The organism is uncultured Kriegella sp. (genome assembly GCF_963975415.1).
In the GTDB taxonomy this organism is placed as follows: Bacteria; Bacteroidota; Bacteroidia; order Flavobacteriales; family Flavobacteriaceae; genus Kriegella.
In genome coordinates, this window is sequence record NZ_CAXBGN010000006.1 from 206,924 (window position 1) to 232,896 (window position 25,973).

Consider the following 25,973-nt stretch of genomic DNA (forward strand, 5'->3'; position numbering starts at 1 on the left):
GCAAATTTGTAAACCAAAATATGCTTCGCCGACCAAATGTTGGCGAAGCTTTTTTTATTGGAACAGTATTTGAATAACAGAACAGACAACCTATTTTTGATGAAGAAACTGATTCTTCCATTTATACTTTTAATTGCTGCAGTTGCCTTGGGCCAAACAAAAGTGGGTGGTATCGTTTTAGACGAAAACGGGCAGCCTGTGGCCTTTGCCAACGTTCTTTTTAAGAATTCTTCCGAAGGAACCATCACAAATGACAATGGCCGGTTTTATATGGAGTCTGACAATGCGCATGACGTATTGTTGATTTCTTTTATAGGATATGAGAGTCAAGAAGTCGACCTTACTGCCAAGGTGACCTATGACATGAAAATTAGTCTGAAAGAATCGACGGAGCAGTTAGATGAGGTGGTGCTGATATCAGGAAAACAATCGAAAAAGAACAACCCTGCGGTCGATATCTTGCGAAAGATTTGGGCGAAAAAACGGGAAAATGGGGTTCGGAAATTCAAACAATACGCCTTTGACAAGTACGAAAAGATAGAGTTCGACCTGAATACTATCGATAGTGCTTTAATGAAGCGAAAGATATTTAAGGGACTTGAATTTGTTTTTCAAGATTTAGATACCTCTCGGATAACAGGTAAAACCTATCTCCCCATCTTTCTTAACGAGACTTTTTCGAAAGTTCATGGTGATAACCTTATCAATGAGGAAAAAGAAGAGGTTATCGGAAACAAAAATTCCGGTTTTGACAACAATCAGGCAATTATCGCCTTCGTCGCAGATTTGTACCAAGATTATGATATTTATGATAATTACCTAAAGTTTTTTGATAAGAGTTTTACGAGTCCGTTATCACGAACGGGGGTAGATACTTACAACTACGCGTTGAGGGATAGTGCCTTTATCGAAGACAAATGGTGCTATAATATTGTGTATTATCCGCGACGTAAAAACGAACTGACATTTAAAGGTGATTTTTGGGTCAACGACTCAACCTTTGCCATAAAAAATATCAATCTACAGGTCACCAAGAGTGCTAATATCAACTGGGTTAAGGAAATCTATATCGAACAAGATTTCGATGTGGTCAACGATTCCATTTTTCTCTTAAAAAGGGATTATATGCTTAGTGATTTTAGTTTTCAGAAAAAAGAAGAGTCCCGGGGTGTTTATGGGAAACGAACAACCGTATATGACAGTTACACTTTTGACGAAGAGAAACCAAAAGAGTTCTATAAAGCGATTGGCAACCCGTATGACCCCAATTTAGTGGTGAAAGATGATGCTTTTTGGCAAAAGAATAGATTGGAAGACCTTAATAGTGATGAGAAGGGCATTTATCAGCTTTTAGACACACTCAAGACGGTTCCCAAGTTTAAATCGTATTATAATATCGTAAGCATATTGGGTTCGGGTTATGTAGAAATAGATAAATGGAATATGGATATCGGATCCGTATACGACGTTTTTGGGTACAATCAGGCAGAAGGTCCGCGTGTACGGGCCGGCCTAAGAACATATTATGGAGAAAATGATCCTTGGCGCTTAGAAGGGTATATGGCTTACGGTTTTACCGATCATAAGGTCAAGCACGGTATTTCTGGTAAGTTTTTGTTGGATCGCAAAAGCCGCTTGATCATTTCTGGCGGTAACCGTAGTGATATTGAACAACTGGGTGTAAGTCTCACGGCGACCAACGATGTGTTGGGGCGTAGTATTGCTTCGTCATCATTGGTGACAGTGGGGGCAAACAATAGGTTGACGAAAATTAACCTGAGTACCTTCGGTATTGAAATGGAGCCATGGACCAATGTGCGCATTGGGGTGGGCAGTACTTTTCGTACTCTGAGTTCGGCTTTGCCCGATGATTTTAGCCTAGATTATGTCGACCCTACGTCAGGAACGGGAATATCTTCTGAAATAAGACAGTTCGATTTTAATGCCCTGATGATTTATACGCCTGGTCGAAAAACCATCGGTTACGGTGTCGAGCGCAGGGGCATGAACGATAATTACAGTACCTTGCTTTTAAATTATACCCGTGGTATCGATGGTGTTTGGGGTAGTGATTTCAATTATAACAAAATTCAATTTTCGTATAGTCAGCCGTGGCAAGTGGGCGGCTTCGGTCGGCTGTTCAGTACGGTTGAAATGGGCAAAACTTTTGGCAAAGTGCCTTTGGGGCTTTTAAATGTCATACCCGGTAACCAAACATTTTTCTCGAATTATGGTACTTTTCCCAACCTTGACTTTTATGAATTTGTGACCGACACTTATGTGTCGCTGCATTTGCAACACAATTTTAACGGAAGACTTTTTTCCAGAATTCCCTTGGTGCGAAAACTAAATTTGAGAGAGATTATTGGTTTGCGAGGGGTTTGGGGGCAACTGTCCGACGAGAATATTGCCTTAAGTGCACCGGCAAGTCTAAATACGCCATTGCAGGCGCCTGATGAAAAGATGTATTATGAGTATTCGGTAGGAATCGGTAACATATTTAAAATCTTGCGCATTGACTTTAATTTTAGAGGAAACTATTTAGATAGCCCCAATGCACGACCTTTTAGTGTTACCGGTACTTTTGGGTTTGATTTTTAGATAGTATAAAAAAGATAGTAGGAACATAAGTAGCATAGATATTAACATAGAAAACATTAACCTTAATTATTAAATAGAAGAAGTATGAGTGTAAAAGAACAAATAACATTCGACGTATTGATCGAAATCCCTAAAGGAAGTAGAAACAAGTACGAATACGATTTTACATTGAATAAAATACGATTTGATCGCATGCTCTTTTCATCTATGATGTATCCCGGGGATTATGGTTTTGTTCCTGAAACTTTGGCATTGGACCATGATCCATTAGATGTATTGGTGATGGGTACCGAGCCTACTTATCCTATGGTCGTTATGGAGGTGAAACCAATAGGGGTATTCCATATGACCGATGAAAAGGGACCGGATGAGAAAATAATATGTGTTCCGGTATCGGATCCAATTTGGAGCAATAATAATGATATAAGCGACTTGAATCCGCATAGATTAAAAGAGATAGAGCATTTCTTTCAAGTGTATAAGGATTTAGAGAAGAAAAAGGTCGATGTTGGTGGATGGGGCAACGCCGAAGAAGCCATACAAATTTATCACGAGTGTGTGAAGCGCTATGAAAATAGCGATCATAAAAAAAAGCGAACTTTTACGATATAAGTAAATCAAATTCCAATTAAGAGCCTCTTTTGTCAAAAAAAAGAGGCTCTTTTTTTATTCTGCTCAATTTTACTACATTAGGGCTCGTTAAAAAAACCTAAAAACGACGTATCATATGGAATTAGTAATTCAATTATTACCAGCCTTTGGGCTAGTGGCACTCTTGTTTGTTTTTGTAAAGAATAAATGGGTCTCTAAACAAGATGTAGGAGATGCCAAAATGGCTCGAATTGCCAAAAATATAGCCGATGGCGCTATGTCTTTTTTAAAGGCCGAATACAAAATTCTTTCGATTTTTGTAATTGCTGTCGCTATTCTCTTGTTTTTTAAGGGGAGTTCCGAGGTTGGTTCAAATGGTATGGTGGCCTTATCATTTGTAGTAGGTGCTATCTGTTCGGCTTTAGCCGGATTCATAGGTATGCGTGTTGCTACTAAAGCTAACGTACGTACTACGCAGGCAGCTAAAACAAGTTTAGGAAAGGCGTTGGAAGTGGCTTTTGCCGGCGGTGCGGTGATGGGTCTAGGTGTTGTTGGTCTAGGTGTTTTAGGGCTTAGTGGACTTTTTATTATCTATCAGGGTATATGGCCGGGCGCCGATAACTTGGGTTTGGTATTGAATGTGCTTTCTGGTTTCTCACTGGGAGCTTCCTCTATAGCGCTTTTTGCACGTGTTGGGGGTGGTATTTATACAAAAGCCGCCGATGTCGGAGCTGATTTAGTAGGTAAGGTCGAAGCTGGAATTCCTGAGGATCACCCGTTGAACCCTGCGACTATTGCAGATAATGTTGGTGATAATGTAGGGGATGTTGCCGGTATGGGGGCTGACCTTTTTGAATCATATGTAGGGTCGATTATAGGTACCATGGTCTTGGGTGCGTTTATTATAACACCTGATTTTGCTGGTCTTGGAGCCGTATATCTTCCACTTGTGCTGGCAGCCGTCGGTATTTTAATGTCTATAGTAGGTACCTTTTTTGTAAGGGTTAAAGATGGTGGAAACCCGCAAACAGCTTTGAATATCGGTGAATTTGGTTCTGCCGGTTTAATGGTGGTGGCTTCATATTTTATAATTACTGCATTGATACCAGAATCCGTTGAAGGTTTGCCAATGGGGGCAATGGGTATATTTTATGCAACTTTGGCCGGTTTGATTGCTGGTTTGGGTGTAGGTAAAATTACGGAATATTATACCGGTACGGGTACTAAACCAGTAAACTCAATTGTAAAGCAATCTGAGACGGGAGCCGCAACAAATATTATTGCAGGTTTGGGTGTTGGTATGATGTCTACGATGATTCCTATTTTATTGATTGCCGCTGCAATTCTAATTTCGCACTATTGTGCAGGTTTGTATGGTATTGCGATTGCTGCGGTTGGTATGTTGGCCAATACAGGTATTCAATTGGCTGTTGATGCATACGGACCAATTTCTGATAATGCCGGAGGTATCGCTGAAATGGCCGAATTAGACCCTGAAGTTCGTGAGCGTACCGATAAATTGGATGCCGTAGGTAATACAACTGCCGCCATTGGTAAAGGTTTTGCTATTGCTTCTGCCGCGTTGACCGCTTTGGCTTTATTCTCGGCTTTTATGAAAGTTGCGAATGTTACGGCTATCGATGTTTCTCAACCTAAAATCATGGCAGGTCTTTTAGTAGGTGGAATGCTTCCTTTTGTATTCTCTGCTTTGTCGATGAATGCTGTGGGTCGTGCAGCAATGGCGATGATCGAAGAGGTTCGACGTCAGTTTAGGGATATTCCTCAATTGAAAGCAGCGTTAGAGGTAATGAGATCGGTTGATTCAGACATGTCAAAAGCCACACCGGAACAACGTGCAATTTTTGATGAGGCAGATGGACTGGCCGAGTATGATAAATGTGTAGCGATCTCGACAAAAGCTTCTATTAAAGAAATGGTGCTTCCTGGTCTCTTGGCCATAGCGGTACCTGTTGCCGTTGGTTTTATTGGCGGTGCTGAAATGTTGGGAGGTCTTTTGGCCGGAGTTACAACCTGTGGAGTTTTAATGGCCATCTTTCAATCTAATGCCGGTGGTGCTTGGGATAATGCCAAAAAAATGATCGAATCTGATGGCCGTAAAGGTTCCGATGCCCATAAAGCGGCTGTAGTTGGTGATACTGTAGGTGATCCCTTTAAAGATACTTCGGGGCCTTCTTTGAACATTCTTTTAAAATTAATGTCGGTTGTTGCCTTGGTCATAGCGCCAAGTGTCGCTTTGAATGTTGATGGTATGGGGGTTAATGAAAATACAAACGAAATTCAAATTGAAATGAATGTCGATAATCCCGATTTGGCCGAGGCGACTATAGCCTATTCGACTGTGGTGAATGGCCAGAAGGTAATTGATGAAAAGACCTTTAAAGGAACGCAAGCGGAGGTAAAAGACCAATTAATCGCCTTTGAGAATGCTACAATCAAAACGAATGGTGAAAATAATAAGGTTACCATAGAAAGGATAGACATCAAAAAATAGCGGATAAAGCCAATTTTTATATTTTTTGAGTCAAAAAAAGGAATTAACCCTGGCGGAACTGCCGGGGTTTTTTTATTGATTTATAGTATATTGGAACTAAATGGACTATAAAGATATTACAACGTTGGGCATAGCCTTCGGGTTGGGGCTCTTAGTAGGACTTCAGCGAGAACATGCCGATAATAAAATGGCCGGTGTAAGAACGTTTACATTGATTGCCGTTTTGGGTGTAATCGCTGGGTTTCTATCCCGTGATCTGGGCAACCCTTTTATTATACCCGTATTTGGCTTGGCCCTCACCGCCCTACTAGTAACTGCCAATGTTATCAAATTAAAAAAGCTAACGGATCCCGATGTCGGTCAGACTACCGAAGTAGCCGTGCTATTGATGTTTGCCATTAGTGCCTATTTGGTTCTTGGAAGTCAAATCATTGGAATTATCGTTGGTGGAGCAATGGCCGTACTTTTATATGTAAAAGAGCATCTGCATAGTTTTATAGATAAATTAAAGGATAAAGATCTGACGGCCATAATGACGTTTGTGGGTATTTCTTTAATTGTACTGCCTATCTTGCCAAATAAGACTTTCGGCCCTTTAGATGTTTTGAATCTACATAACATTTGGCTTATGGTGGTCTTAATAGTGGGTATTAGTGTAATCGGATATTTTATTTACAAATTTGTTGGCAAAAAAACAGGAATCATCTCCAATGGTATATTGGGAGGGTTGATTAGTAGTACCGCAACCACCGTTAGTTACGCACGAAAAACCAAAAATACGAAGGCCCTTGATAAAATGGCGGCGTTTATCATTACGACGGCTTCGGCCATTGCTTTGGTTCGAGTGCTTATTGAGGTAGGCATTGTTATACCAGAGAAATTACCTCAGATTATTCTTCCTTTGGCCGTCCAATTCCTTTTGATGGGAAGTATTTGTATCGGTTTATTTTATTTGATAAATAGAGAGAGCACTGATGAGACCATGCCTGAACCTGAAAATCCGGCTCAATTCAAAAGTGCCCTGGTTTTTGGTCTTTTATACGGACTAATACTGTTGGCAGTGGCCTTTACTGAAAAAGAATTTGGGAAAGATGCCTTATATGCGGTCGCCATCGTTAGTGGGCTGACCGATGTAGACGCTATTACACTTTCGCTCTCGCAACTAATGAAAAATGGCGGACTCAATACTGACACGGGGTGGAAACTTATTTTACTGGCTTCGTTGGCCAATTTGTTATTTAAGGGAATAATGGCCGCAGTCTTGGGTACGAGACAATTGGCAAAATGGATTTTCATTTCTTTCGGAATTTCTATTATCGCGGGTTTGTTGATCATGTGGTTATGGCCCGAATCATGGCATTTTTGATTCGAACCACCACTGAAAGGTAACTGTCTTCGATTATTGTAATTTGAAATTAATGGGCATGCTGAACGGAACCCGTACGGGGATACCCCGTTGTTTACCAGGAGTCATTTGGGGTAGTTTTCCGATGATACGCCCAGCTTCGGTTTCGAGGCTTTTATCCGGTCCGCGCATACGTATATTGCCGATGCTTCCATCTTTTTGAATGTCGAACATGACGCTGACCCTTCCTTGAATTCCCATTTCTTGTGCCATTTCAGGATAACGAAAATTTTTACTGATATGCTTGTTCATCATTTCTTGAAAACAAGCACGCATAGCTTCCTGACCCTTGTTCTTTTCCTTTTCGCATCCTGGAAAAACAGGAACATCTTCAATAACCAAAAAAGATACTTCTAGAAGTTCTTCGTCTTCTTCAACCACCACATCGAGTACTTCGATTGCTTCTTCTTGGTCGGTTTCGGTAGATTCGATTATCGTTTCTTCAACTTCTGTGTCGTCTTCTACCACATCGATGATAACCGGTGTAGGAATAGGTGGTGGAGGTGGCGGGGTTTTTATTTGTACGGTAATGGGAACTTCCTCGGTTAATTCATCGGCTACATTCAATGAAATGTCGTAACCGTGCATATTGTTATAGGTTTTCCACTCCAATGCCACATAGGTGAGCAGCATAACGAGACATAACCCGATTACGAAATAAAGTCCACTTTTGTTGTTCAAGTCCTTTGTTGGGTTCTTTTTTGGTTCCATTTTATTAAAATTTAAAGTTCATAAAAGATAATTGCGCCGTTGGTTGCTGTTTTGCTGTGATAAATGTATGATGTAGTTGTACCCAGTAAAAGGAGCAATGAGGGAACTGGCGTTTTGATCGAGTGAAATTCACGCAAAAAGACGAACAGGGAAAGGCCGTCAAATGGAATGCTGTTTTAAGAAGGGAAAGTTGGTGGCAGTTGGTGTCAAGTCTAATGTCTTATTTCTATATTTGATGTAATGGTATTTTTCAACAAAAAAGATAAGCTACAGATCATTGCTTTTCAGTGTTATGGCACTGATACACATATATACGCCCGTGGTAGGGCCCTTGAAGATGAACAGATTGGCCTGGCGGAAAAAGGAATTCTCAAGCTAATCATCAATACGTGGAAACGGTTTGGAACCGATGAGGTTCGCAATACCGGTCTGACGCTAAGATTGCCCGATGGTAGAACGGTAGTAGGAATGACCGACAATGACGGGTATTATCTTTTGGACGAGCCTTCTGAAAATCTGAGGGCACTAACCAATGAAGAAGGGTGGTTGCCCTATGAGATTTCGTATAATGATACTTCTTTAAAACGGGAAATATTGCATCAGAATCGTTTTCCGGGGGAAGTTTTGATTCCCTCGAAGAAAGCTGAATATGGGGTAATTAGTGACATAGATGATACTATCATACATACTGGGGTTGCTTCTTTTTTGAAATGGCGGGCCGTATTCAATACTTTTTTTAAGAATGCCGGTAGTCGTTCCCCATTAAAGGGTGCTGCGAACTTCTATCATCTTCTGCATCGGGGCAAGACAGGGAAAGGGGTTAACCCTATATTTTATGTGAGTCACAGTCCGTGGAATTTATATCGGTACTTGGAATTCTTTTTAAAGGAGAATAATTTTCCCAAAGGACCGATTTTATTGAGAAGTTTTTCAACCATCTTCCAACGGAAAACAGCATCGGAGAAACCTCAAAAGCAAAAGGAAATCATCAATATCTTAAAAACATACCCAGAGCTGTCTTTTATACTGATCGGTGATAGTGGGGAGCATGATGCCGATATCTATATTGAAATAGCACAAGCCCACCCAGATAGAATATTGGCTATTTACTTGAGGAGCGTTACACATCAAAAGAAAATGACAAGAATCAGGGGTTTGTTCGAAGCATACAAAACAACTCCGGTCTTATTGGTCGAAAATAGCGAGCAGGCTATCGAACACGCCCGTGAAAATGGTTTTATCTAGAATTCGCAAAGTTCTGAAAGGGGTAGGTCTCCCTGTTCTAAAATAAACCGTTGATTTCCGCGTCGATTTTATTGATGACAATACCAAGGTCTTCAGGATTGTCGACAAAATTTAAGTTGTCAACATTTACGATCAACAGATTTCCTTTTTCGTAACCATGAACCCACGCCTCGTAGCGTTCATTCAAACGGCTCAGGTAGTCGATGGAAATAGAGTTTTCATATTCCCTCCCCCTTTTATGGATCTGATTGACTAAATTGGGGATACTGCTTCTCAAGTAAATTAGAAGGTCGGGTGGTTGTACCAAACTCTCCATAAGTTCAAAAAGACTCGAATAGTTCGTAAAATCACGATTGGTCATCAATCCCATTGCATGTAGGTTCGGGGCAAAAATAAAGGCATCTTCGTATATGGTACGATCTTGAATAATGCTTTTACCGCTCTCCCTGATTTTTAAGATTTGCCGGAACCTGTGATTAAGAAAATGGATCTGTAGGTTAAAGCTCCATCGCTCCATTTGATTGTAAAAATCGTCTAGGTACGGATTGTCGACAACCTCTTCAAAATGCGCTTCCCAATTATAATGTTTGGCCAAAAGTCTTGTCAAAGTAGTCTTACCGGCACCAATATTTCCAGCAACAGCAATATGCATAGGGTATTCAGATTTATGATTAGTGTTTTTTCAATTTAGTTTATGGGGAGTACAAGATACAAGATAACTATAGGAAGTAAAAACCTTTACCAGAATAACAAGAAAAAAAATGGAAGCAAGATATTTTGAATTTTTTCAACGGGCTATTAAACCTATTGCTTTTAAAACAGTCCAACCGCATAGTTATGAATTCATAACATGAAACAAGTCTTCATAATGTGAGATCATAAATGGAATGAAGAGTTCATAAAAAGCCTAATAAAATAAAAATCAAAAGATGAAAAATAGAATATTCACGCTCCTTCTTTTACTTTTTTCCGTGCATGTAGGTCTTTCACAAGATTTTCAAGGAAATGCGACTTACGAAAGTAAGACCCAAGTAGATATGGATTTTGGCAATAGGCAAATGCCGGAAGACCGAAAGAAAGAAATCATGGAGCGTATGAAAAAGGCGAATGAGCGAACTTATGAGCTGGCGTTCAATGCGACGGAATCGATATATGAGGAGGTGGAAAAGCTGGATCAGCCCGGCAATGATAGAGGTGGTCGAGGAGGTCGTTTTGGTGCCATGGGAAGTGCCGGCGGCGATTTGTATAAAAATATTAAGGAGGAAAAATACCTGGTCAAAAATGAACTTTTCGGAAAAATATTCTTAATAGAAGATAGTCTTGAAAAATTAGATTGGAAGATGGAAAGTGATACCAAACAGATTGGTAACTATACTGCATTTAAGGCTACTGCGGTCAAAACCGTAAAGCGCCCCAATATGCGAGCCATTTTCAGAAGGCGGGGTAATGACAACAAGGAAGAGGAAAATAGGGAAGAGGAGTTCATCGAGAAAGAGGTTTCTATCGTTGCATGGTACACACCGGAAATTCCTATAAATCAGGGTCCTTCGGGTTATTGGGGCCTACCGGGCCTTATCTTGGCCGTAAGCGATGATGTGACCACTATTGTTTGTTCAAAAATTACCATGAATCCAAAAGAAAAAATTGAAATTAAAGCACCGAGTAAAGGCAAGAAGGTCACCCAGGCTGAATATGACGAAATCTCACGCGAGAAGATGAAAGAAATGCGTGAAAATTTTCGTAATGGCCGTGGAGGTCCTGGAGGGCGGGGCGGTGGTAGATCTTAGCGTTGACTTTCCAATAGTACATAACCATTATTTACTTCAAAATATATTTGGATGAAAATCACTTTGCCTTTTATCATCTTTTTAGCCTTAAGTTTTGTTGGTTCGGCACAAGAAATTTCCCTATCGGGCGTCGTTAAGGACAGTGCAGGAACGGGTGTTGACATGGCAAATGTAATTGCTATCAATACAGCGACAAAAGGCCTGGAATCTTATGGTATTACGAATCATGCCGGGCAATACAAATTAAAGCTGAAAACGGCGAATCAGTATACGGTCAAAGTAAGCTATTTAGGGTTGAAAACGGAATCTTTTACATTTACCGCAGGTGAGGTCGATGCCATTAAAGATATTGTAATGCAAGAACAGGCTGCCCAACTAGACGAGGTAGAAGTGACTTATGAAATGCCCGTATCGGTAAAAGGAGATACGATTGTCTACAATACGGATTCGTTTGTTTCGGGCACCGAAAAAAAGTTAAAGGATGTACTTGAAAATTTACCCGGAATCGAGGTCAATGACGACGGTCAGATTGAAGTAGAAGGAAAGACCGTAACCAAAGTCATGGTCGAAGGAAAAGACTTTTTTGATGGAGATTCAAAGTTGGCCGTAGAAAACATTCCTGCCAATGCCCTGAGCAAAGTTGAGGTATTAAAGAACTATAACGAGGTGTCGCAATTGAAAGGACTCACAAATGACGATGATAATGTGGCCCTGAATATTCGATTGAAAGAGGGGAAGAAGAAGTTTTGGTTCGGTGAGCTCACGGCCGGCTATGGCCCCGATAACAGGTACTTGGCGCATCCGAAGTTATTTTATTACAGCCCTGATTATAGTATAAATATTATAACGGATTTGAATAATTTGGGCGAAGTACCCTTTACTCGAAACGATTATCGCAATTTTACTGGAGGATTTAGAAATATAAATTCTAGGGGCGGTAGTTCCATCGGGATAGGTTCTGATGGGTTGGGGCTTTCTACGGCCCAGAATAATAGGGCAAACGATATTGATACCAAGTTTGCGGCAGTAAACTTTAGTTATGCTCCTACCAAGACGTTGGATTTGAGTGGGTTCGGAATTTATTCCTACACCGGAACCATGATGAAATCGCAAAGAAGCACGACCTATATTGCCAGTGACGATATTGAGAATGCAACGACAAATACCGATCAAACGGTACACTTAGGGTTGGCGAAATTAAGTGCCAGGTACAAGCCAAATGCCGATCTTCAGTTAGATTATGACGCACTATTAAAACAATCTGACGATAACGAGGTTGTAGATGTACTTTCTATATCGGATATCACCGATGAAATTTCCGAAGTCAAAAAGCAAAAACCTTTATCGGTAAACCAAAATATCAACCTCTACTATACCTTGAATGACAAGAATATTTTTGCAGTGGAAGCCCAACATCTTTACCAAGACGAAGATCCTTTCTATGAAGCGGTAAGAGATGAGTTTGCCTTTACCAGTATTTTTCCTGTCGATGAGAATCAAAATGTATACAATATCAACCAAGTCAAGAATGTGGTAACCAATAAGGTCGATGCCAAAGTTGATTACTACTATGTTTTGGGTACCAAAAGTAATTTGAACTTTACCTTGGGAACGACCCAAAACCATCAGAATTTTAACTCGGCCATTTATCAAATTTTGGATGGGGGCAATACGTTGGACATGACTGGCTCTGACTACGAAAATGATGTGACTTTTAATGTTTCAGATCTATATTTGGGTTTTCATTATAAAGTCATATCTGGAATTTTCACTTTTAACCCAGGACTTACCTTACACCAATTCAATGTCAAGAACGAGCAATTGGGTAATGTCGTAGAAGATAATCTTACTTCATTGCTACCTGATGTATATATCAATGCCCAACTGAAAAAATCCGAAAATCTAAGGTTTAACTATCGGGTGACCCGCTCATTTACCGACGTTAACAAATTTGCGCAAGGGTATGTGCTCAATAATTACAATTCGGCTTACCGGGGCAATAGAGATCTTGAAAGTGCCCTAAATCATAACCTCTCGCTAAATTTCTTCAGTTTTAACATGTTCAATTTTACAAACATCTTTGGGAATGTTACCTATACGAAAAGAATCGATGCCCTAAAAAGTAGTGCCAATATTGTGGGCATTAATCGAATCGGATCGACCATAAATTCCAATTTTGAAGATGAATCGCTGTCAGCGAATGGCCGTTATGAACGTACTTTTGGCAAAATTAAAGGTTCGGTCAGGGGAAGTGTATCATGGTCTACTACCAATAACTTGATAGATAATCTGCAGCGTACCTCGAATTCCTTTACACAGAACTATACCGGGGCACTGTCTACTAATTTTAAGAATGCACCGAATCTTGAATTGGGATATCGATATAACGTTAATAATTATGATAATGGCGGACGTGAAACAACCTTTTATACAAGCAGGCCCTACGCGCGTTTTGATACGGCCTTCCTAAAGAATTTTATTTTTACGCTAGACTATGATTATTATAACTATACCGATAAAGACAATACGATTGGCAATAGGTATAGCTTTTTAGAGTCTAATCTAACCTATCAACAACAAAATAGTCGATGGGAGTTCGGTATTAAAGGGACTAACCTGTTTAATACCGGTATACTGAATCAAGATAGTACCAATGAACTCTATTTCTCTACACAATCCTATTTCGTACAGCCCAGATATGTGTTGTTTTCAATTAAGTATGATATATAGCGAGTTAAGACCTTTATAGGCAGTTGTATTAAAACTGATTTTCAATACTGTTTGACAAATTACAATCGGATAACTTTCAGAACAAAACATTTTTTATACTTTTGTAGCTCATAATCATGAGGAGGGATTTGACTGATTGCAACCTCAAATATTCTGAATAAATGGTGTAATTGTGCCAAGGGACGATTTCAAAGTTTATTCAGTTTAAAAAATGCTAAAGCAGTTGATATTTTTATATCATACTTCCTTTAGCCTACAGCAATTTTTTTTCAAATCTCCTTTTTAAAAAAAAAGTAATAACATGTCGTATTTGTTTACTTCGGAATCTGTTAGTGAAGGTCATCCCGATAAAGTTGCCGATCAGATCAGTGATGCCTTATTGGATCATTTTTTAGCTTTCGACCCAGAAAGTAAAGTCGCTTGTGAAACGTTGGTTACGACGGGTCAGGTTGTTTTGGCCGGTGAGGTAAAAAGCAATACTTACCTAGATGTACAGACTATTGCCCGTGAGATAATCAACAAAATCGGGTACACCAAAGGAGAGTATCAATTCAGTGGCGATTCCTGTGGGGTCATTTCACTAATCCATGAACAATCTCAAGACATCAACCAAGGGGTTGATAGAGGGTCAAAAGAAGAACAAGGGGCTGGTGACCAAGGAATGATGTTCGGTTATGCGACCAAAGAGACAGAGAATTATATGCCTTTGGCGCTTGATATCTCACACAAAATATTACAGGTCTTGGCCGATTTAAGACGCGAGGGAAAGGAAATAAACTATTTGCGACCTGACGCGAAATCACAAGTTACCATTGAATATTCAGATAATAACGTGCCCCAACGTATCGATACCATTGTTATTTCTACCCAGCATGATGCCTTTGATCAAGATGATGATACGATGTTGGCAAAAATAAAGGAAGATATTATTTCAATTTTGATACCAAAGGTCAAGGCACAATTACCGAAAGAAATTCAGGCCTTGTTCGATGAGCAGATCAACTATCATATCAACCCTACCGGAAAGTTTGTTATTGGGGGTCCGCATGGTGATACGGGTCTTACCGGAAGAAAGATAATTGTTGATACCTATGGTGGGAAAGGTGCCCATGGTGGTGGTGCATTTAGTGGAAAAGATCCAAGCAAAGTTGACAGAAGTGCCGCATACGCTGCTCGACATGTGGCGAAGAACTTAGTCGCTGCCGGGGTTGCCGATGAATTGTTGGTACAGGTGAGTTATGCTATAGGGGTAGTAGAGCCTACTTCTATTTTTGTAGATACTTATGGTCGGGCGAATGTTGATTTAACCGATGGGGAAATCGCAGCAAAGGTTTCCGAGCTATTCGATATGAGACCGTTCGCCATTGAAAAAAGATTAAAATTAAGAGAACCCATATATCTTGAATCTGCTGCCTATGGTCATATGGGTAAACAGCATAGAATGGTGACTAAAGTGTTCGAGTCGCCATATAATGGGAGAATAGAAAAAGAGGTAGAGCTATTTACCTGGGAAAAACTAGATATGGTCGATAAAGTTAAGGCCGCTTTTAAATTGTAAGCTTTCCAACGGTTCTTTTGAAGCTAAATCGGACTGTTTTTCCATACGGGCGGAAAATTAATTTGAAAATAAGTATTGCATTTTAATTTTCCGCCATTATATTTGTCAATCCAAAGTTCAAACATATATTGAATGGTTATCAAGAAAGGTGGAGGGAATAGACCCTTTGAAACCTTAGCAACCCTTTACAACCTTTGCGTAAAGAAGGTGCTAAATTCTATCTTGACGTTGAATGCACAATTCAACACCTTTAACCTTAAAGGCAAGAATAGATAACGAAAAACAAATTACATTAGTAATTTCTCTTTCTTTTTAACTTTTTGATTTTACCTGATTGCGGTCGGCGCAGGGTTTGGCTTTTTAATTTTTTTTGAGGACTTTCATGCCTCAGAATTAATTATATTTCCGTGAGATCGGGAGTTTTTAAAAAACCAGTATCCCTTTAATAAGGATGCATAAAACTAAAGAATTATGAGTGACCAAAAATTTTCAACGAATGCTTTGCATGCAGGGCATGATACTACCAAAACAAGTGGAACAAGAGCAGTACCGATTTATCAAACCTCTTCGTATGTATTTGATAATACGGATCATGCGGCTAATCTGTTCTCGTTGGCGGAATTGGGATTTATTTACACACGATTGAACAATCCTACCAATGAAATTTTACAAAATAGATTAGCGGCCATAGAAGGGGGTGTCGGGGCCGTAGTTTTTGCTTCGGGAGCTTCCGCTATTTCCTCAAGTTTAATGACCCTCTTAAAAGCAGGTGATCATATCGTGGCTTCGAGCAGTTTATACGGTGGGACCTTTAATTTATTGAATGTAACCCTGCCAAGGTTGGGTATTACGACCACGTTTGTCGACGCTGCCGATCCAGAGAATTTTGGAAAAGCCGTACAAGACAATACTCGGGCAATCTTTGTTGAATCGCTAGGCAATCCGAAATTGGACGTGTTGGATTTAAAAGCAATATCAAAACAGGCCCAAGCAGCTCAAGTACCATTTATTGTTGATAATACAGTTGCTTCGCCAGCGCTGTTGAATCCTATTGAATACGGGGCAAACCTGGTGGTTCATTCACTTACAAAATATATCGGTGGTCAAGGAACTTCATTAGGTGGGGCCGTAATCGACGCAGGAACTTTTGATTGGACCAATGGGAAATTCCCTGAATTCACAGAGCCTTCCGCAGGGTATCACGGCTTGGTCTATAGCGAAGCTTTGGGTGCTGCCGCCTTCACTTTTAAATTGATTTTGGAAGGGTTGCGTGATTTCGGTGGAGCTTTAAGTCCGTTTAACGCTTTCCAAATTATTCAAGGTTTGGAAACCTTATCGGTTCGTATAAAGCAACACAGTGCAAATGCTTTGGAACTGGCTACTTGGCTGGAAGGTAGGGAAGAAGTTGAATGGGTCAACTACCCAGGCTTAAAGAGTAGCGCCTACTATAATCTGGCACATGAATATTTACCAAAAGGACAAAGTGGATTGGTGACATTTGGTATAAAAGGCGGATTCGAAGCTGCAAAAAAACTTACTGATGCTACCAAAATATTCTCGTTGTTGGCCAATATTGGAGATACCAAATCTTTGATAATTCATCCGGCAAGTACAACGCACCAACAATTAACGGCCGAACAGCAAGATGCTGCCGGTGTTGGTCAAGATTTGATTCGTTTGTCCGTGGGCTTGGAAGATATTGATGATCTTAAAGCAGACTTGGAACAGGCTTTCGCAACACTATAAAATGAAACAGACCTTTCGGGCCAAAATATCCGAAAGGTCTAATTGATGACTATGTTACATCACCTCAAACTCAAGAATTACACCACGCTTAGCGGGGTCTCTCAGCCTATTGATCTTTCTTATCAACTATTTGGTAAAGAATTGCATTCGGCGCCCATTGTTTTGGTCAACCATGCATTGACCGGTAACTCCAATGTTACTGGAGTCGATGGCTGGTGGTCTGCCATTATTGGTGAGGGCAAATGTATCGATACCAATAAATATACGATACTTGCCTTCAATGTACCGGGAAACGGACACGATGGTTTTGTTATCGAGAATTATAAAGATTTTGTGTCTGGTGATATGGCACAAATATTTTTATGGGGACTTCAAGAGCTTAAAATAAAAAAATTGTTTGCCATAATCGGAGGGTCATTAGGCGGCGGTATCGCTTGGGAAATGGCCGCTTTGAATCCGAAAATAACAGAACATCTTGTTCCCGTGGCATCAGATTGGAAATCGACCGATTGGCTTATTGCCAATTGCCAGATTCAAGAGCAATTTTTGATCAATTCAAAGCATCCGGTGCACGATGCACGTATGCACGCCATGCTTTGCTATCGCACCCCTGAATCGTTTAAAGAACGGTTCAAAAGAAGCACCAACAAAGAACTTCAGGTGTTCAACGTTGAAAGTTGGTTGATGCATCACGGTGATAAATTAAAAGATAGGTTTCAATTGTCGGCCTATAAGTTGATGAATCAATTGTTGAAGACCATCGATATTACCAGAAATGGAGAGCAGGCGTTTATCGACTTGCAAAATAGTAATACCAATATTCATATTATTGGGGTCGATTCCGATTTGTTTTTTACGGCTAAGGAAAACAAAGATACTTTTAAGCAATTGGCTCAAGCGAATAGCAATGTGACCTATGGGGAAGTGCAATCTCTTCACGGCCACGATGCTTTTCTGATAGAGTTCGATCAGATGCAGAAGCTGCTGAACGGTATTTTTAACCAAAACGGAAAATCAAAAAAGATAAAGGTTCTAAAGTTTGGTGGAAAATCTTTAAGCAACGGTGAAGGTTTGGGCAGGGTGCTCGAAATTATTGCCGACAAAGTCAAAAATGAAGAAAAGATTGCCGTAGTCTTATCTGCACGGGGAAAAGGTACGGATCAATTGGAGATCATGCTGGAAAAGGCGGCTAACGGGGAAGATTATAAAGCAGATTTTGAAGCTTTTGAGAAATACCAGAATCATTCATTTAAAAATGTCAATCTTTCAGATGAATTCAGGGGGTTGGTAAAACTCTTTGAAGGCGTTTCGCTGTTGGGTGATTATAGTCCGAAAATTAAAGATGAGGTATTGGCCTATGGTGAATTGATCTCGGCCAAATTGATTACCAAATTACTGATTGGAAAAGAGGTTAAAGCCGAGTTGTTCGATGCCCGACAGTTCATTAAAACAGATGATACCTTTGGTGATGCCAAACTATTGGAACCAGTTTCCAAAGAGAAGGTACTCAAGCGATTTTCTGAATTAGGTGATGATCAAGTGGCGGTGATCACTGGGTTTATCGCGTCGACCTTAAAAGGTGAAACCACGACTTTAGGGAGAAACGGAAGTAATTATTCCGCAGCTTTGATCGCTAATTTTTTAGATGCAGAAGAGTTGCAGAATTATACGCACGTTGATGGCATTTTTACGGCAAACCCAGATTATGTTTCCGAGGCAAAGCGTATTGCGAACCTATCGTATGCCGAGGCTAACGAACTGGCAAATTTCGGGGCAACCATATTACATGCCAAAACCATAATTCCACTGATCGAGAAGAACATTCCGTTGCGAATTCTCAATACCTATAACGACGATAACGAAGGCACTTTAATCAGTGCGAAGTCAAGCAAGGAAGGTATCAAATCGCTCTCGGTTATTGAAGATGTAGCACTGATAAACCTAGAAGGTAGGGGGCTTTTGGGTAAAGTGGGTATTGATGCCCGTATATTTAAGACCCTAGAAGCTAATAATATTAGCGTAAGTATCATTGCCCAAGGTTCTTCGGAAAGGGGAATCGGTCTTGTGGTTAAGCAAGATCGTGCGCAGCGTGCCAAAAGAGCTTTGGAAGAAGAATTTACAGGTGATTTTAAATCCAAAGACATAAATATGATTACCGTGGCAGACGGGGTTTCGGTAATTTCTATTGTAGGCCAAGATTTAAGTACATTTCATAAGCCCTACAATGCCTTGATTAAAAACCAGATCGTTCCTTTGCTATTTAACAACACGGTTTCGGGCAAAAATGTGAGTCTGGTGGTCAAAAAATCTGATTTGCACAAAGCGTTGAACGTCATGCACGGACAAATTTTTGGCATCAGTAAAAAAGTGAACATCGCTGTTTTTGGCCATGGAAATGTCGGAGGTACGCTAATAGACCAAATTTTGAAATCTTCCAAGACCATTGAAAAAAGAAAACAGGTCGATTTGAATGTTTTTGCGGTAGCCAATTCTAAAAAAATATTGTTCAATAGAAATGGAATTCCCAAGACTTGGAAATCTGCCATCAAGGATAAGGGGCAACCATACGAGTTGAAAGACGTCTTTGACTATGCAAGAAAGAACCATCTCGAGAATTTAATAGTAGTAGATAATACAGCGAGTTCTGATTTTGTAGCCAACTATTTTGAGTTTGTAGAAAACGGTTTTGATTTGGTATCATCGAATAAAATAGCCAATACTTTGGGCTTTGATTATTATCAGTTGCTACGGGAAGAATTGGTAAAGAATCAAAAGCAATATTTATATGAGACCAATGTGGGTGCCGGTTTACCGCTAATAGATACGATTAAGCTATTGCATTTGTCAGGTGAGAACATCACGAGGATCAAAGGTGTTTTTTCGGGCTCTTTAAGTTATATTTTCAATACTTTTTCAGAGGTAGATGCACCATTTTCCTCGATTTTAAAAGATGCCATGCAAAAGGGGTTTACCGAACCAGATCCACGGGAAGACCTTTCCGGAAACGATGTGGGACGTAAATTGTTGATTTTGGCCAGAGAGCTTGATTTGCACAACGAGTTTTCAGATATCAATATCGAGAACTTGATTCCGGGTGCGCTACAGAAAGGAGATGTTGATTTCTTTTTAAAGAACCTTGATGTGCTTGACGATAAGTTCAATGAAATTAAAAAGAATCAAAAACCGAATCAGGTACTACGCTATGTGGGCGATTTACATGGTAATTTACAAAAGGAAAAGGGAATTTTAGATGTCAAATTAGTCTCTGTACCCAAAGAAAGTGCCTTGGGGCAAGTAAAGGGGTCCGATTCGATTATCGAAATATATACGGAGTCGTATGGCGAAAACCCATTGGTCATTCAAGGTGCCGGTGCGGGTGCGGCCGTTACCGCAAGGGGCGTTTTTGGCGATATATTACGAATCGCCGAGAAAGGCTAGCTTCGGCTAAGCTGCCCAAGGAAATTTAAGAAAAGGAAATAGGCTTCGCATAATAATTATGCAGATTGAGTAGGTCTGAAATCGAAGTTAGGTATAGGAGACCTGAACGTAGTAGAACACAAGAAACAGATACATGAACAACAAGAAATTCGAAACCAACGCCATACGTACGCAATTGGAACGCTCTCAATTTTTAGAGCATTCCGCGCCGATGTACTTGACATCCAGCTTTGTTTTTGATGATGCCGAAGATATGCGTGCTTCCTTTGCTGAAGAGAAGGAGCGTAATATTTATTCAAGGTACGCAAACCCGAATACTTCAGAATTTATTGAAAAAGTATGCCAGATGGAAGGTGCCGAAAATGGTTTTGCATTTGCATCAGGTATGGCAGCCGTTTTTTCGACCTTTGCGGCATTGCTCGATAGCGGTGACCATGTCATCTCTGCAAGAAGCATTTTTGGGTCTACACACGGATTGTTCGATAGTGTTTTTCCAAAATGGAATATCGATCATTCTTATTTTAAAGTTGATGAAGTCGACACTATTGAAAGTCTGATCAAACCAAATACCAAAATTCTATATGCTGAATCTCCCACGAACCCAGGTGTTGATATTCTTGATTTGGAAGTTTTGGGTAGAATTGCCAAAAAAAACGATTTGATTTTTATAATCGATAACTGTTTTGCATCACCCTATCTGCAACAACCCATCAAGTTTGGTGCAGATTTAGTCATTCATTCAGGTACCAAACTTATGGACGGACAGGGTAGGGTGTTGGCCGGAATCACTGTAGGTACTGCCGCGCTTATTGATAAAATTTATCGTTTTTCGCGTATTACTGGTCCGTCGTTATCACCCTTCAATGCCTGGGTGCTGTCAAAAAGTTTAGAGACTTTGGCTGTTCGCGTCGATCGTCATTGCGAAAATGCCTTGAAATTGGCCAAATTCTTGGAAGCCCATGAGGGCGTAAACTGGGTGAAATACCCATTTTTGAAATCGCATCCGCAACATGAAATTGCTAAAAAGCAAATGAAAGCAGGTGGCTGTGTCGTGGCTTTTGAGGTCAAAGGTGGCCTAGAGGCCGGGCGAAAATTCTTCGATGCCATTGAAATGTTGTCGCTTTCCGCAAATTTAGGTGATTCGCGAAGTATTGTTACCCATCCGGCATCAACGACCCATAGTAAATTATCGGTCGAAGAACGCAATCAATCGGGCATTTCTGACGGTATGGTACGGGTTTCGGTAGGCTTGGAGCATATCGATGATATCATTGCAGATGTTGAGCAGGCATTACAGTAAAATAGGAGTTTCTGAATAACCAATATCGAAGGTCAACGAGATAAAGCCGTTAGCGTTTTTCACAAGTCTTGTTAGACTGTTATACTGTCCGAAAAACAAAGATGTCTTCATATTTTTCTCAATATAACGATGCCAAAGTTGAGCGATCTTAGCATAAAATATGGGTCGTCGTAGTACGAGTCTTTGAACAGTTTAGAAATGCTGTTGCTGTAATTCAACCCCAGCTCCAAAGCTGTATTTTGACTTAAATTGTATACAACCCCGACGCCTAGTTTAAACCCGGCAACGAATGAATTGCTCTTTGCCTCATAGTCAAGATTGGTTAAAGGGAATAAATTGTTTAGTCCCGCCTCCCCGAACACCCTGATTTTATGAGGCGTAAAATAATATTTCAGGGTAATTGGCACTTCAATGAAACGAAAGTCAACTTTTTCTGGACTTGGGAAAACGGCAAAATCACAAACATCGCAAAAATAGGTGCCCGTAAAATCCTTATTGGAGTAATTCACGGCAGCATTCATGGCCCAATTACTTTTTAATAGATACGATATGTTTAATCCAAACCTATAATTGAGTCTGTCATAATCGGCTAAAAATCCTGTGTACTGGCTAAAAGCCATTCTTTCCGAACTCACATTTTTTTCCAGGCCGGCAGATAGTCCGATCCTTAATTCTCCCGGTATTTCTTGCGCCTTAATAGCAATACAGAACAGCATTGTTAAAACCGTTGTTGAAATTCTAAGGCGCATTTTTGAAATGTTTGACAATTTGTTCCCGTATTTAAAATTCCAAATTAAGAAATTTAGGCATGTAAATTACGTGCTAAAAAAAATAGTCGTGGTTCTCTAGGTACGACTGCTACTTAAATAAGGAGGATGTCGAATCAATTAAGTTATATTTGTATGCATCCAGTTTTTAGTGCAAAAAAAACTATAATCAATTCAACACCTTATGATACGAAGATCATTCTTTCAAAAAACTACTGCAGCCTTATTAGGGTTGGGACTTACGGGAAAGGTTTTTGCCCAGAAAAAGAATGGAAAGCGTAAGATGAAATCGGAAATATGCGCTACTGTTGAAGAGCATAAATTGTCTTTTTATGCAGAGGCGGTTAAAGAACCGATTACCATTTTTCATATTACGGATACACACCTTTTTAAAGACGACCAAAGGGGTGTTCCCTTTCAGGAATTTAGCGGTCGAATGGCCAAGGCGTATAATGAAACAACGCATTTTCAAACCGGGGAAAAGACCAACCCCGAAGAAACATTTGTCGAAACTTTAAAATTGGCCAAAGAGGCCGATGCAGATTTGATTACTTTGGTGGGAGATCTTTTTAGTTTTCCTTCTGAAATTGCCATCGAATGGGTGTTGGAAAGATTAAAGGAAACGGGCATTCCGTATATTTATATAGCAGGAAACCACGATTGGCATTATGAAGGAATGGCGGGGACGCTTGAAGAACTTCGGGATACATGGACCCAAAAACGACTATTGCCGTTATATCAAGGAAAGCATCCGTTGATGGCAGCTACCGATGTAAAAGGGGTTCGATTTATAGCTATCGATAATTCTACTTACCAAATTAACGAAGACCAACTTACTTTTTTTAAAGAACAGGTAGCCAGTGGTATGCCATTGGTGCTTTTAGTGCATATTCCAATGTACGCCCCAGGAAAACGCATCTCATTTGGTTGTGGAAATCCAAATTGGAACGAAGCGAGTGACACTAACTTTGAAATTGAGCGAAGACCGAAATGGCCCGTGTCAGGACATACGAAAACGACATTCGATTTTCACAAAGAAGTATTTTCTGCTTCAAACTTACTCGGGGTTTTTGCGGGGCATACACATCGTTTTTCTATGGAATTGATTAAGGGAACACCTCAAATAGTGACAGACGACAATGCGAGTGGTGGGTATTTGGATGTGCAATTTCTGCCCTTGGAAAATAAAGACAAAGAATTGATTGCTGAATCTTAAGGGGAAGTTCGGCTATAAGTGAAATTTACATTTTTTCACCTCAATCAATTGGATTTTTGGTCCTCTAAATCAGGGTAAAATCTTTTGGGAGACTTCGAAAATATCGTCATGTATCGCCTTAAACTCCTTTATATCATCACCAAATCAAGAACATTGCTATTTGATCCATGTGTGTCGGGTTTCCCAGCGCAATGACCCGAAACGTATTATCGTGGTTTGGCATACTAGACGGTCTTAAAATTACGTCGATATAGGTTTTTTAAAAAAGTATCCAGTATCTTCGAACGATTCAGTTTAACATTTGTTCGATAATGAGATTACGCACCTCTATCTTGGGTTTTTTAACTTTTTTTATACTTCATATTTGTTATCCTCAGGAAACAAAGGAAAAGATTCGCTATATCGAAGTAGAAAGTTATACGGAATATTATAAAGGGGGCGTAGTCAAAAAGAAAGGCACTAAAAATGCTTCTGGGCAGCTTATTGGTGATTTTAAATCGTATTATCCTTCGGGGAAAATTTCAGCAGAAGTTCGTTATGTTAAAGGGGTGCCCCATGGGCAGTGTACGCACTATGCCGAGAATGGGGCAATAAGTGCCGAAGGAAGTTATGTTAAGGGTAATAAAGACGGACTATGGACTTATAAGAACTATATGCAATTGAATGGGGTGCAATACCATTTCGCTGTGAATTATAAGAACGGACATCTTCATGGAGAGACAATTCTGTATAGGGGAAAACAGAAGAATCGTGTAGTCAACGCTTCTTATGGTAAACTGGCCGTTAATTCAAAATGGGAGATGTATTATGATAATGGTAATTTAGGGGCTTTTGGGGGTGTTGATGGTAAGCATCAATTTACCCTAGATACGGTTTATGATGCTGATGGTCAGGTAAGTGCTACACTTAAAAACGATGGTCAAACAGTTAATTCCCTATTGAAAGTAATGGGTGATTTTTTCAGCTCCATTCCTATTCAAGAGAATAGAATCAAAACCAAACTTGCATACAATAGAGTCGTTTTTAAACAGGAGCCCCATATGGAATATTACCCCAGCGGCAAGGTTCATAAAAAAGGATTTGTCAATGCGAATAACCAATTTGTGGACACTTTAGAGGTTTTCAGCACTGCCGGAACCTTGATTATGAAGGCGGTATATGATGATGGGGTACCTGACGGACAATGCGTTCATTATAAGGAAGATGGCTCGGTGAGTATGGAAGGGCAATACTTGAAAGGTAAAAAGGATGGACTATGGAAGTATCACAACTACGCCATGGACAAGGATAATAATGTTCCCTTTCATTTTTCGGTCATGTATCAAAACGGAGTGTTACACGGTCAAACCATTATATATCGTGGAGAACACAAAAGCCAAGTATTTGAAGCTTATATGGGGAACCCTGGTATTCGTAAAAAATGGGAAACCTATTATTCGAACGGTGAGTTAGCTGCTTATGGCTATATCAATGAAGACCATCAATTTACGTTGCACGGTGTATATGACGAAAAAGGAAAATTTAGTCGGGCGTCTGGTAGCGAGACAGAATCGAATTTCGCGCTTTTAAAAACCATGCGACAGGTTTTTAACTCGATTCCGAAATGATAGCGGCAGGGGTAAAGTAACGAAAACTGGTTTTAGGTTTGGGTACAGAATAATTATGTCCTAAAATTAATCCGGATAACAGTTGTTTTTCAACTCAGTTCTTTGTTAGGTACTGTGCTTTATGAAGATATAATATAATGCAATCGGAATTAAAATGAATACAAAATATCGGCCTAGAGTGTCGAATTGATAACGTAGGAATACCCAAGATTGGAACAAATAGGAGTATTTTATCCCAGGGTAATCTTTAATATGATTTTTTTGAAAAACCTCATAATCAAGAGAGGAATGGTTTATATTATATTTTCTTAATACTGAATTGTACTCAGTTGAAATTTCCTCTAAATCTTCTAAACTAACATTTTCTGATTTAATTTTTAATAGACATAACTTGTCATATATGATAGCTATTTCTCTTCCACAATCATGAAACCTATTAGAAAGATGTTTGTATCCCATATTATTTAAAATAATAGAGATTACAATAACAATAATTGAAAGACCAATAGTTGATAAGGTTATATTTATGTCTGAAAGTATTTTAGGCCTATTAGGAACGAATACTAAAAGGTTAATGCAAATTATATATACTGAAACTAAACTGATAGTTATTGTCGACCATTTTTCATGTCTTTCATATCTTTTTGCAGCTATAAATCTACTTCCTTTAGTTTCCCACAACTTTTTATACCATCTATTTAACTCGTTTTCCATAATTGAATAATAAGGGGTTACTTAAAAGAACAGTAGGACAATTTT

17 protein-coding genes and 1 riboswitch are annotated in these 25,973 nt (G+C 39.7%); of the genes, 13 read left to right on the forward strand and 4 right to left on the reverse strand.

What is annotated here, in order from left to right; all coding sequences use genetic code 11:
- Positions 1 to 99: 99 nt before the first annotated feature.
- The 4 genes from AACZ88_RS14850 to AACZ88_RS14865 all read left to right on the forward strand — a co-directional run bounded on the left by AACZ88_RS14850 (position 100) and on the right by AACZ88_RS14865 (position 7,070).
- Positions 100 to 2,601, forward strand: a complete 2,502-nt coding sequence (locus tag AACZ88_RS14850; protein WP_339711738.1) for a DUF5686 family protein — start codon at positions 100 to 102, stop codon at positions 2,599 to 2,601.
- An 84-nt stretch (positions 2,602 to 2,685) separates the two neighbouring features.
- Entirely contained in the window at positions 2,686 to 3,213 is a 528-nt protein-coding gene (locus AACZ88_RS14855) for an inorganic diphosphatase (RefSeq protein WP_339711740.1), read from the forward strand.
- Between the two features lie 115 nt (positions 3,214 to 3,328).
- Positions 3,329 to 5,704, forward strand: coding sequence for a sodium-translocating pyrophosphatase (locus AACZ88_RS14860; RefSeq protein WP_339711742.1), 2,376 nt, complete (start codon positions 3,329 to 3,331; stop codon positions 5,702 to 5,704).
- A 100-nt stretch (positions 5,705 to 5,804) separates the two neighbouring features.
- Positions 5,805 to 7,070 (forward strand): MgtC/SapB family protein, encoded by a 1,266-nt coding sequence (locus AACZ88_RS14865; RefSeq protein WP_339711744.1) that lies wholly within the window; start codon positions 5,805 to 5,807, stop codon positions 7,068 to 7,070.
- Positions 7,071 to 7,103: 33 nt separating this feature from the next.
- Here the strand turns inward: AACZ88_RS14865 and AACZ88_RS14870 are convergent, their stop codons facing one another.
- On the reverse strand, positions 7,104 to 7,820 hold the full coding sequence (locus tag AACZ88_RS14870) for an energy transducer TonB (RefSeq protein WP_339711746.1): 717 nt from the start codon (positions 7,818 to 7,820) through the stop codon (positions 7,104 to 7,106).
- A gap of 240 nt (positions 7,821 to 8,060) precedes the next feature.
- Between AACZ88_RS14870 and AACZ88_RS14875 the strand changes: the two genes are divergently transcribed.
- A complete protein-coding gene (locus tag AACZ88_RS14875) occupies positions 8,061 to 9,065 on the forward strand; it encodes a phosphatase domain-containing protein (protein ID WP_339711747.1) in 1,005 nt (334 codons plus the stop codon).
- Positions 9,066 to 9,102: 37 nt separating this feature from the next.
- Here the strand turns inward: AACZ88_RS14875 and AACZ88_RS14880 are convergent, their stop codons facing one another.
- Positions 9,103 to 9,717 carry a deoxynucleoside kinase gene (locus AACZ88_RS14880; protein ID WP_089888536.1) on the reverse strand — a complete coding sequence of 205 codons (615 nt, stop codon included), beginning with the start codon at positions 9,715 to 9,717 and terminating at the stop codon, positions 9,103 to 9,105.
- Between the two features lie 277 nt (positions 9,718 to 9,994).
- On the opposite strand from AACZ88_RS14880, the gene AACZ88_RS14885 reads away from it, so the two are divergent.
- From AACZ88_RS14885 to AACZ88_RS14910, 6 genes are all read left to right on the forward strand, one after another.
- A complete protein-coding gene (locus tag AACZ88_RS14885; RefSeq protein WP_339711755.1) occupies positions 9,995 to 10,852 on the forward strand; it encodes a GLPGLI family protein in 858 nt (285 codons plus the stop codon).
- A gap of 51 nt (positions 10,853 to 10,903) precedes the next feature.
- A complete protein-coding gene (locus AACZ88_RS14890) occupies positions 10,904 to 13,582 on the forward strand; it encodes a carboxypeptidase-like regulatory domain-containing protein (protein WP_339711757.1) in 2,679 nt (892 codons plus the stop codon).
- A gap of 301 nt (positions 13,583 to 13,883) precedes the next feature.
- Positions 13,884 to 15,140 (forward strand): methionine adenosyltransferase, encoded by a 1,257-nt coding sequence (metK, locus tag AACZ88_RS14895; RefSeq protein ID WP_339711759.1) that lies wholly within the window; start codon positions 13,884 to 13,886, stop codon positions 15,138 to 15,140.
- A 133-nt stretch (positions 15,141 to 15,273) separates the two neighbouring features.
- A riboswitch (SAM riboswitch) is annotated at positions 15,274 to 15,419 on the forward strand.
- Between the two features lie 192 nt (positions 15,420 to 15,611).
- Positions 15,612 to 16,886 carry an O-acetylhomoserine aminocarboxypropyltransferase/cysteine synthase family protein gene (locus AACZ88_RS14900; protein WP_339711760.1) on the forward strand — a complete coding sequence of 425 codons (1,275 nt, stop codon included), beginning with the start codon at positions 15,612 to 15,614 and terminating at the stop codon, positions 16,884 to 16,886.
- A 51-nt stretch (positions 16,887 to 16,937) separates the two neighbouring features.
- Complete coding sequence (thrA, locus tag AACZ88_RS14905; protein WP_339711762.1) at positions 16,938 to 20,324, forward strand: bifunctional aspartate kinase/homoserine dehydrogenase I; 3,387 nt, start codon at positions 16,938 to 16,940, stop codon at positions 20,322 to 20,324.
- 133 nt (positions 20,325 to 20,457) lie between these two features.
- On the forward strand, positions 20,458 to 21,624 hold the full coding sequence (locus tag AACZ88_RS14910) for an aminotransferase class I/II-fold pyridoxal phosphate-dependent enzyme (RefSeq protein ID WP_339711763.1): 1,167 nt from the start codon (positions 20,458 to 20,460) through the stop codon (positions 21,622 to 21,624).
- Between the two features lie 107 nt (positions 21,625 to 21,731).
- Here AACZ88_RS14910 and AACZ88_RS14915 read toward each other — a convergent pair whose 3' ends face one another.
- Positions 21,732 to 22,373, reverse strand: a complete 642-nt coding sequence (locus tag AACZ88_RS14915; protein WP_339711765.1) for an outer membrane beta-barrel protein — start codon at positions 22,371 to 22,373, stop codon at positions 21,732 to 21,734.
- Positions 22,374 to 22,575: 202 nt separating this feature from the next.
- Here AACZ88_RS14915 and AACZ88_RS14920 point away from each other — a divergent pair, with 202 nt between their 5' ends.
- On the forward strand, positions 22,576 to 23,607 hold the full coding sequence (locus tag AACZ88_RS14920; RefSeq protein ID WP_339711767.1) for a metallophosphoesterase: 1,032 nt from the start codon (positions 22,576 to 22,578) through the stop codon (positions 23,605 to 23,607).
- 311 nt (positions 23,608 to 23,918) lie between these two features.
- Positions 23,919 to 25,214: a hypothetical protein gene (locus AACZ88_RS14925; protein WP_339711769.1), complete on the forward strand. Its 1,296-nt coding sequence runs from the start codon at positions 23,919 to 23,921 to the stop codon at positions 25,212 to 25,214.
- Between the two features lie 105 nt (positions 25,215 to 25,319).
- On the opposite strand, the gene AACZ88_RS14930 is transcribed toward AACZ88_RS14925, so the two are convergent.
- Positions 25,320 to 25,928 (reverse strand): SLATT domain-containing protein, encoded by a 609-nt coding sequence (locus tag AACZ88_RS14930; RefSeq protein WP_339711771.1) that lies wholly within the window; start codon positions 25,926 to 25,928, stop codon positions 25,320 to 25,322.
- Between the last annotated feature and the right edge of the window lie 45 nt (positions 25,929 to 25,973).

Bases quoted from the DNA above. Each gene is read 5' to 3' on its own strand.
- AACZ88_RS14900 (WP_339711760.1), top strand. From the start codon at position 15,612: ATGAGTGACCAAAAATTTTCAACGAATGCTTTGCATGCAGGGCATGAT.
- AACZ88_RS14880 (WP_089888536.1), bottom strand. From the start codon at position 9,717: ATGCATATTGCTGTTGCTGGAAATATTGGTGCCGGTAAGACTACTTTG.
- AACZ88_RS14860 (WP_339711742.1), top strand. From the start codon at position 3,329: ATGGAATTAGTAATTCAATTATTACCAGCCTTTGGGCTAGTGGCACTC.
- AACZ88_RS14855 (WP_339711740.1), top strand. From the start codon at position 2,686: ATGAGTGTAAAAGAACAAATAACATTCGACGTATTGATCGAAATCCCT.
- AACZ88_RS14890 (WP_339711757.1), top strand. From the start codon at position 10,904: ATGAAAATCACTTTGCCTTTTATCATCTTTTTAGCCTTAAGTTTTGTT.
- AACZ88_RS14875 (WP_339711747.1), top strand. From the start codon at position 8,061: ATGGTATTTTTCAACAAAAAAGATAAGCTACAGATCATTGCTTTTCAG.
- thrA (WP_339711762.1), top strand. From the start codon at position 16,938: ATGTTACATCACCTCAAACTCAAGAATTACACCACGCTTAGCGGGGTC.
- AACZ88_RS14930 (WP_339711771.1), bottom strand. From the start codon at position 25,928: ATGGAAAACGAGTTAAATAGATGGTATAAAAAGTTGTGGGAAACTAAA.
- metK (WP_339711759.1), top strand. From the start codon at position 13,884: ATGTCGTATTTGTTTACTTCGGAATCTGTTAGTGAAGGTCATCCCGAT.
- AACZ88_RS14870 (WP_339711746.1), bottom strand. From the start codon at position 7,820: ATGGAACCAAAAAAGAACCCAACAAAGGACTTGAACAACAAAAGTGGA.
- AACZ88_RS14885 (WP_339711755.1), top strand. From the start codon at position 9,995: ATGAAAAATAGAATATTCACGCTCCTTCTTTTACTTTTTTCCGTGCAT.
- AACZ88_RS14865 (WP_339711744.1), top strand. From the start codon at position 5,805: ATGGACTATAAAGATATTACAACGTTGGGCATAGCCTTCGGGTTGGGG.
- AACZ88_RS14850 (WP_339711738.1), top strand. From the start codon at position 100: ATGAAGAAACTGATTCTTCCATTTATACTTTTAATTGCTGCAGTTGCC.
- AACZ88_RS14925 (WP_339711769.1), top strand. From the start codon at position 23,919: ATGAGATTACGCACCTCTATCTTGGGTTTTTTAACTTTTTTTATACTT.
- AACZ88_RS14920 (WP_339711767.1), top strand. From the start codon at position 22,576: ATGATACGAAGATCATTCTTTCAAAAAACTACTGCAGCCTTATTAGGG.
- AACZ88_RS14910 (WP_339711763.1), top strand. From the start codon at position 20,458: ATGAACAACAAGAAATTCGAAACCAACGCCATACGTACGCAATTGGAA.
- AACZ88_RS14915 (WP_339711765.1), bottom strand. From the start codon at position 22,373: ATGCGCCTTAGAATTTCAACAACGGTTTTAACAATGCTGTTCTGTATT.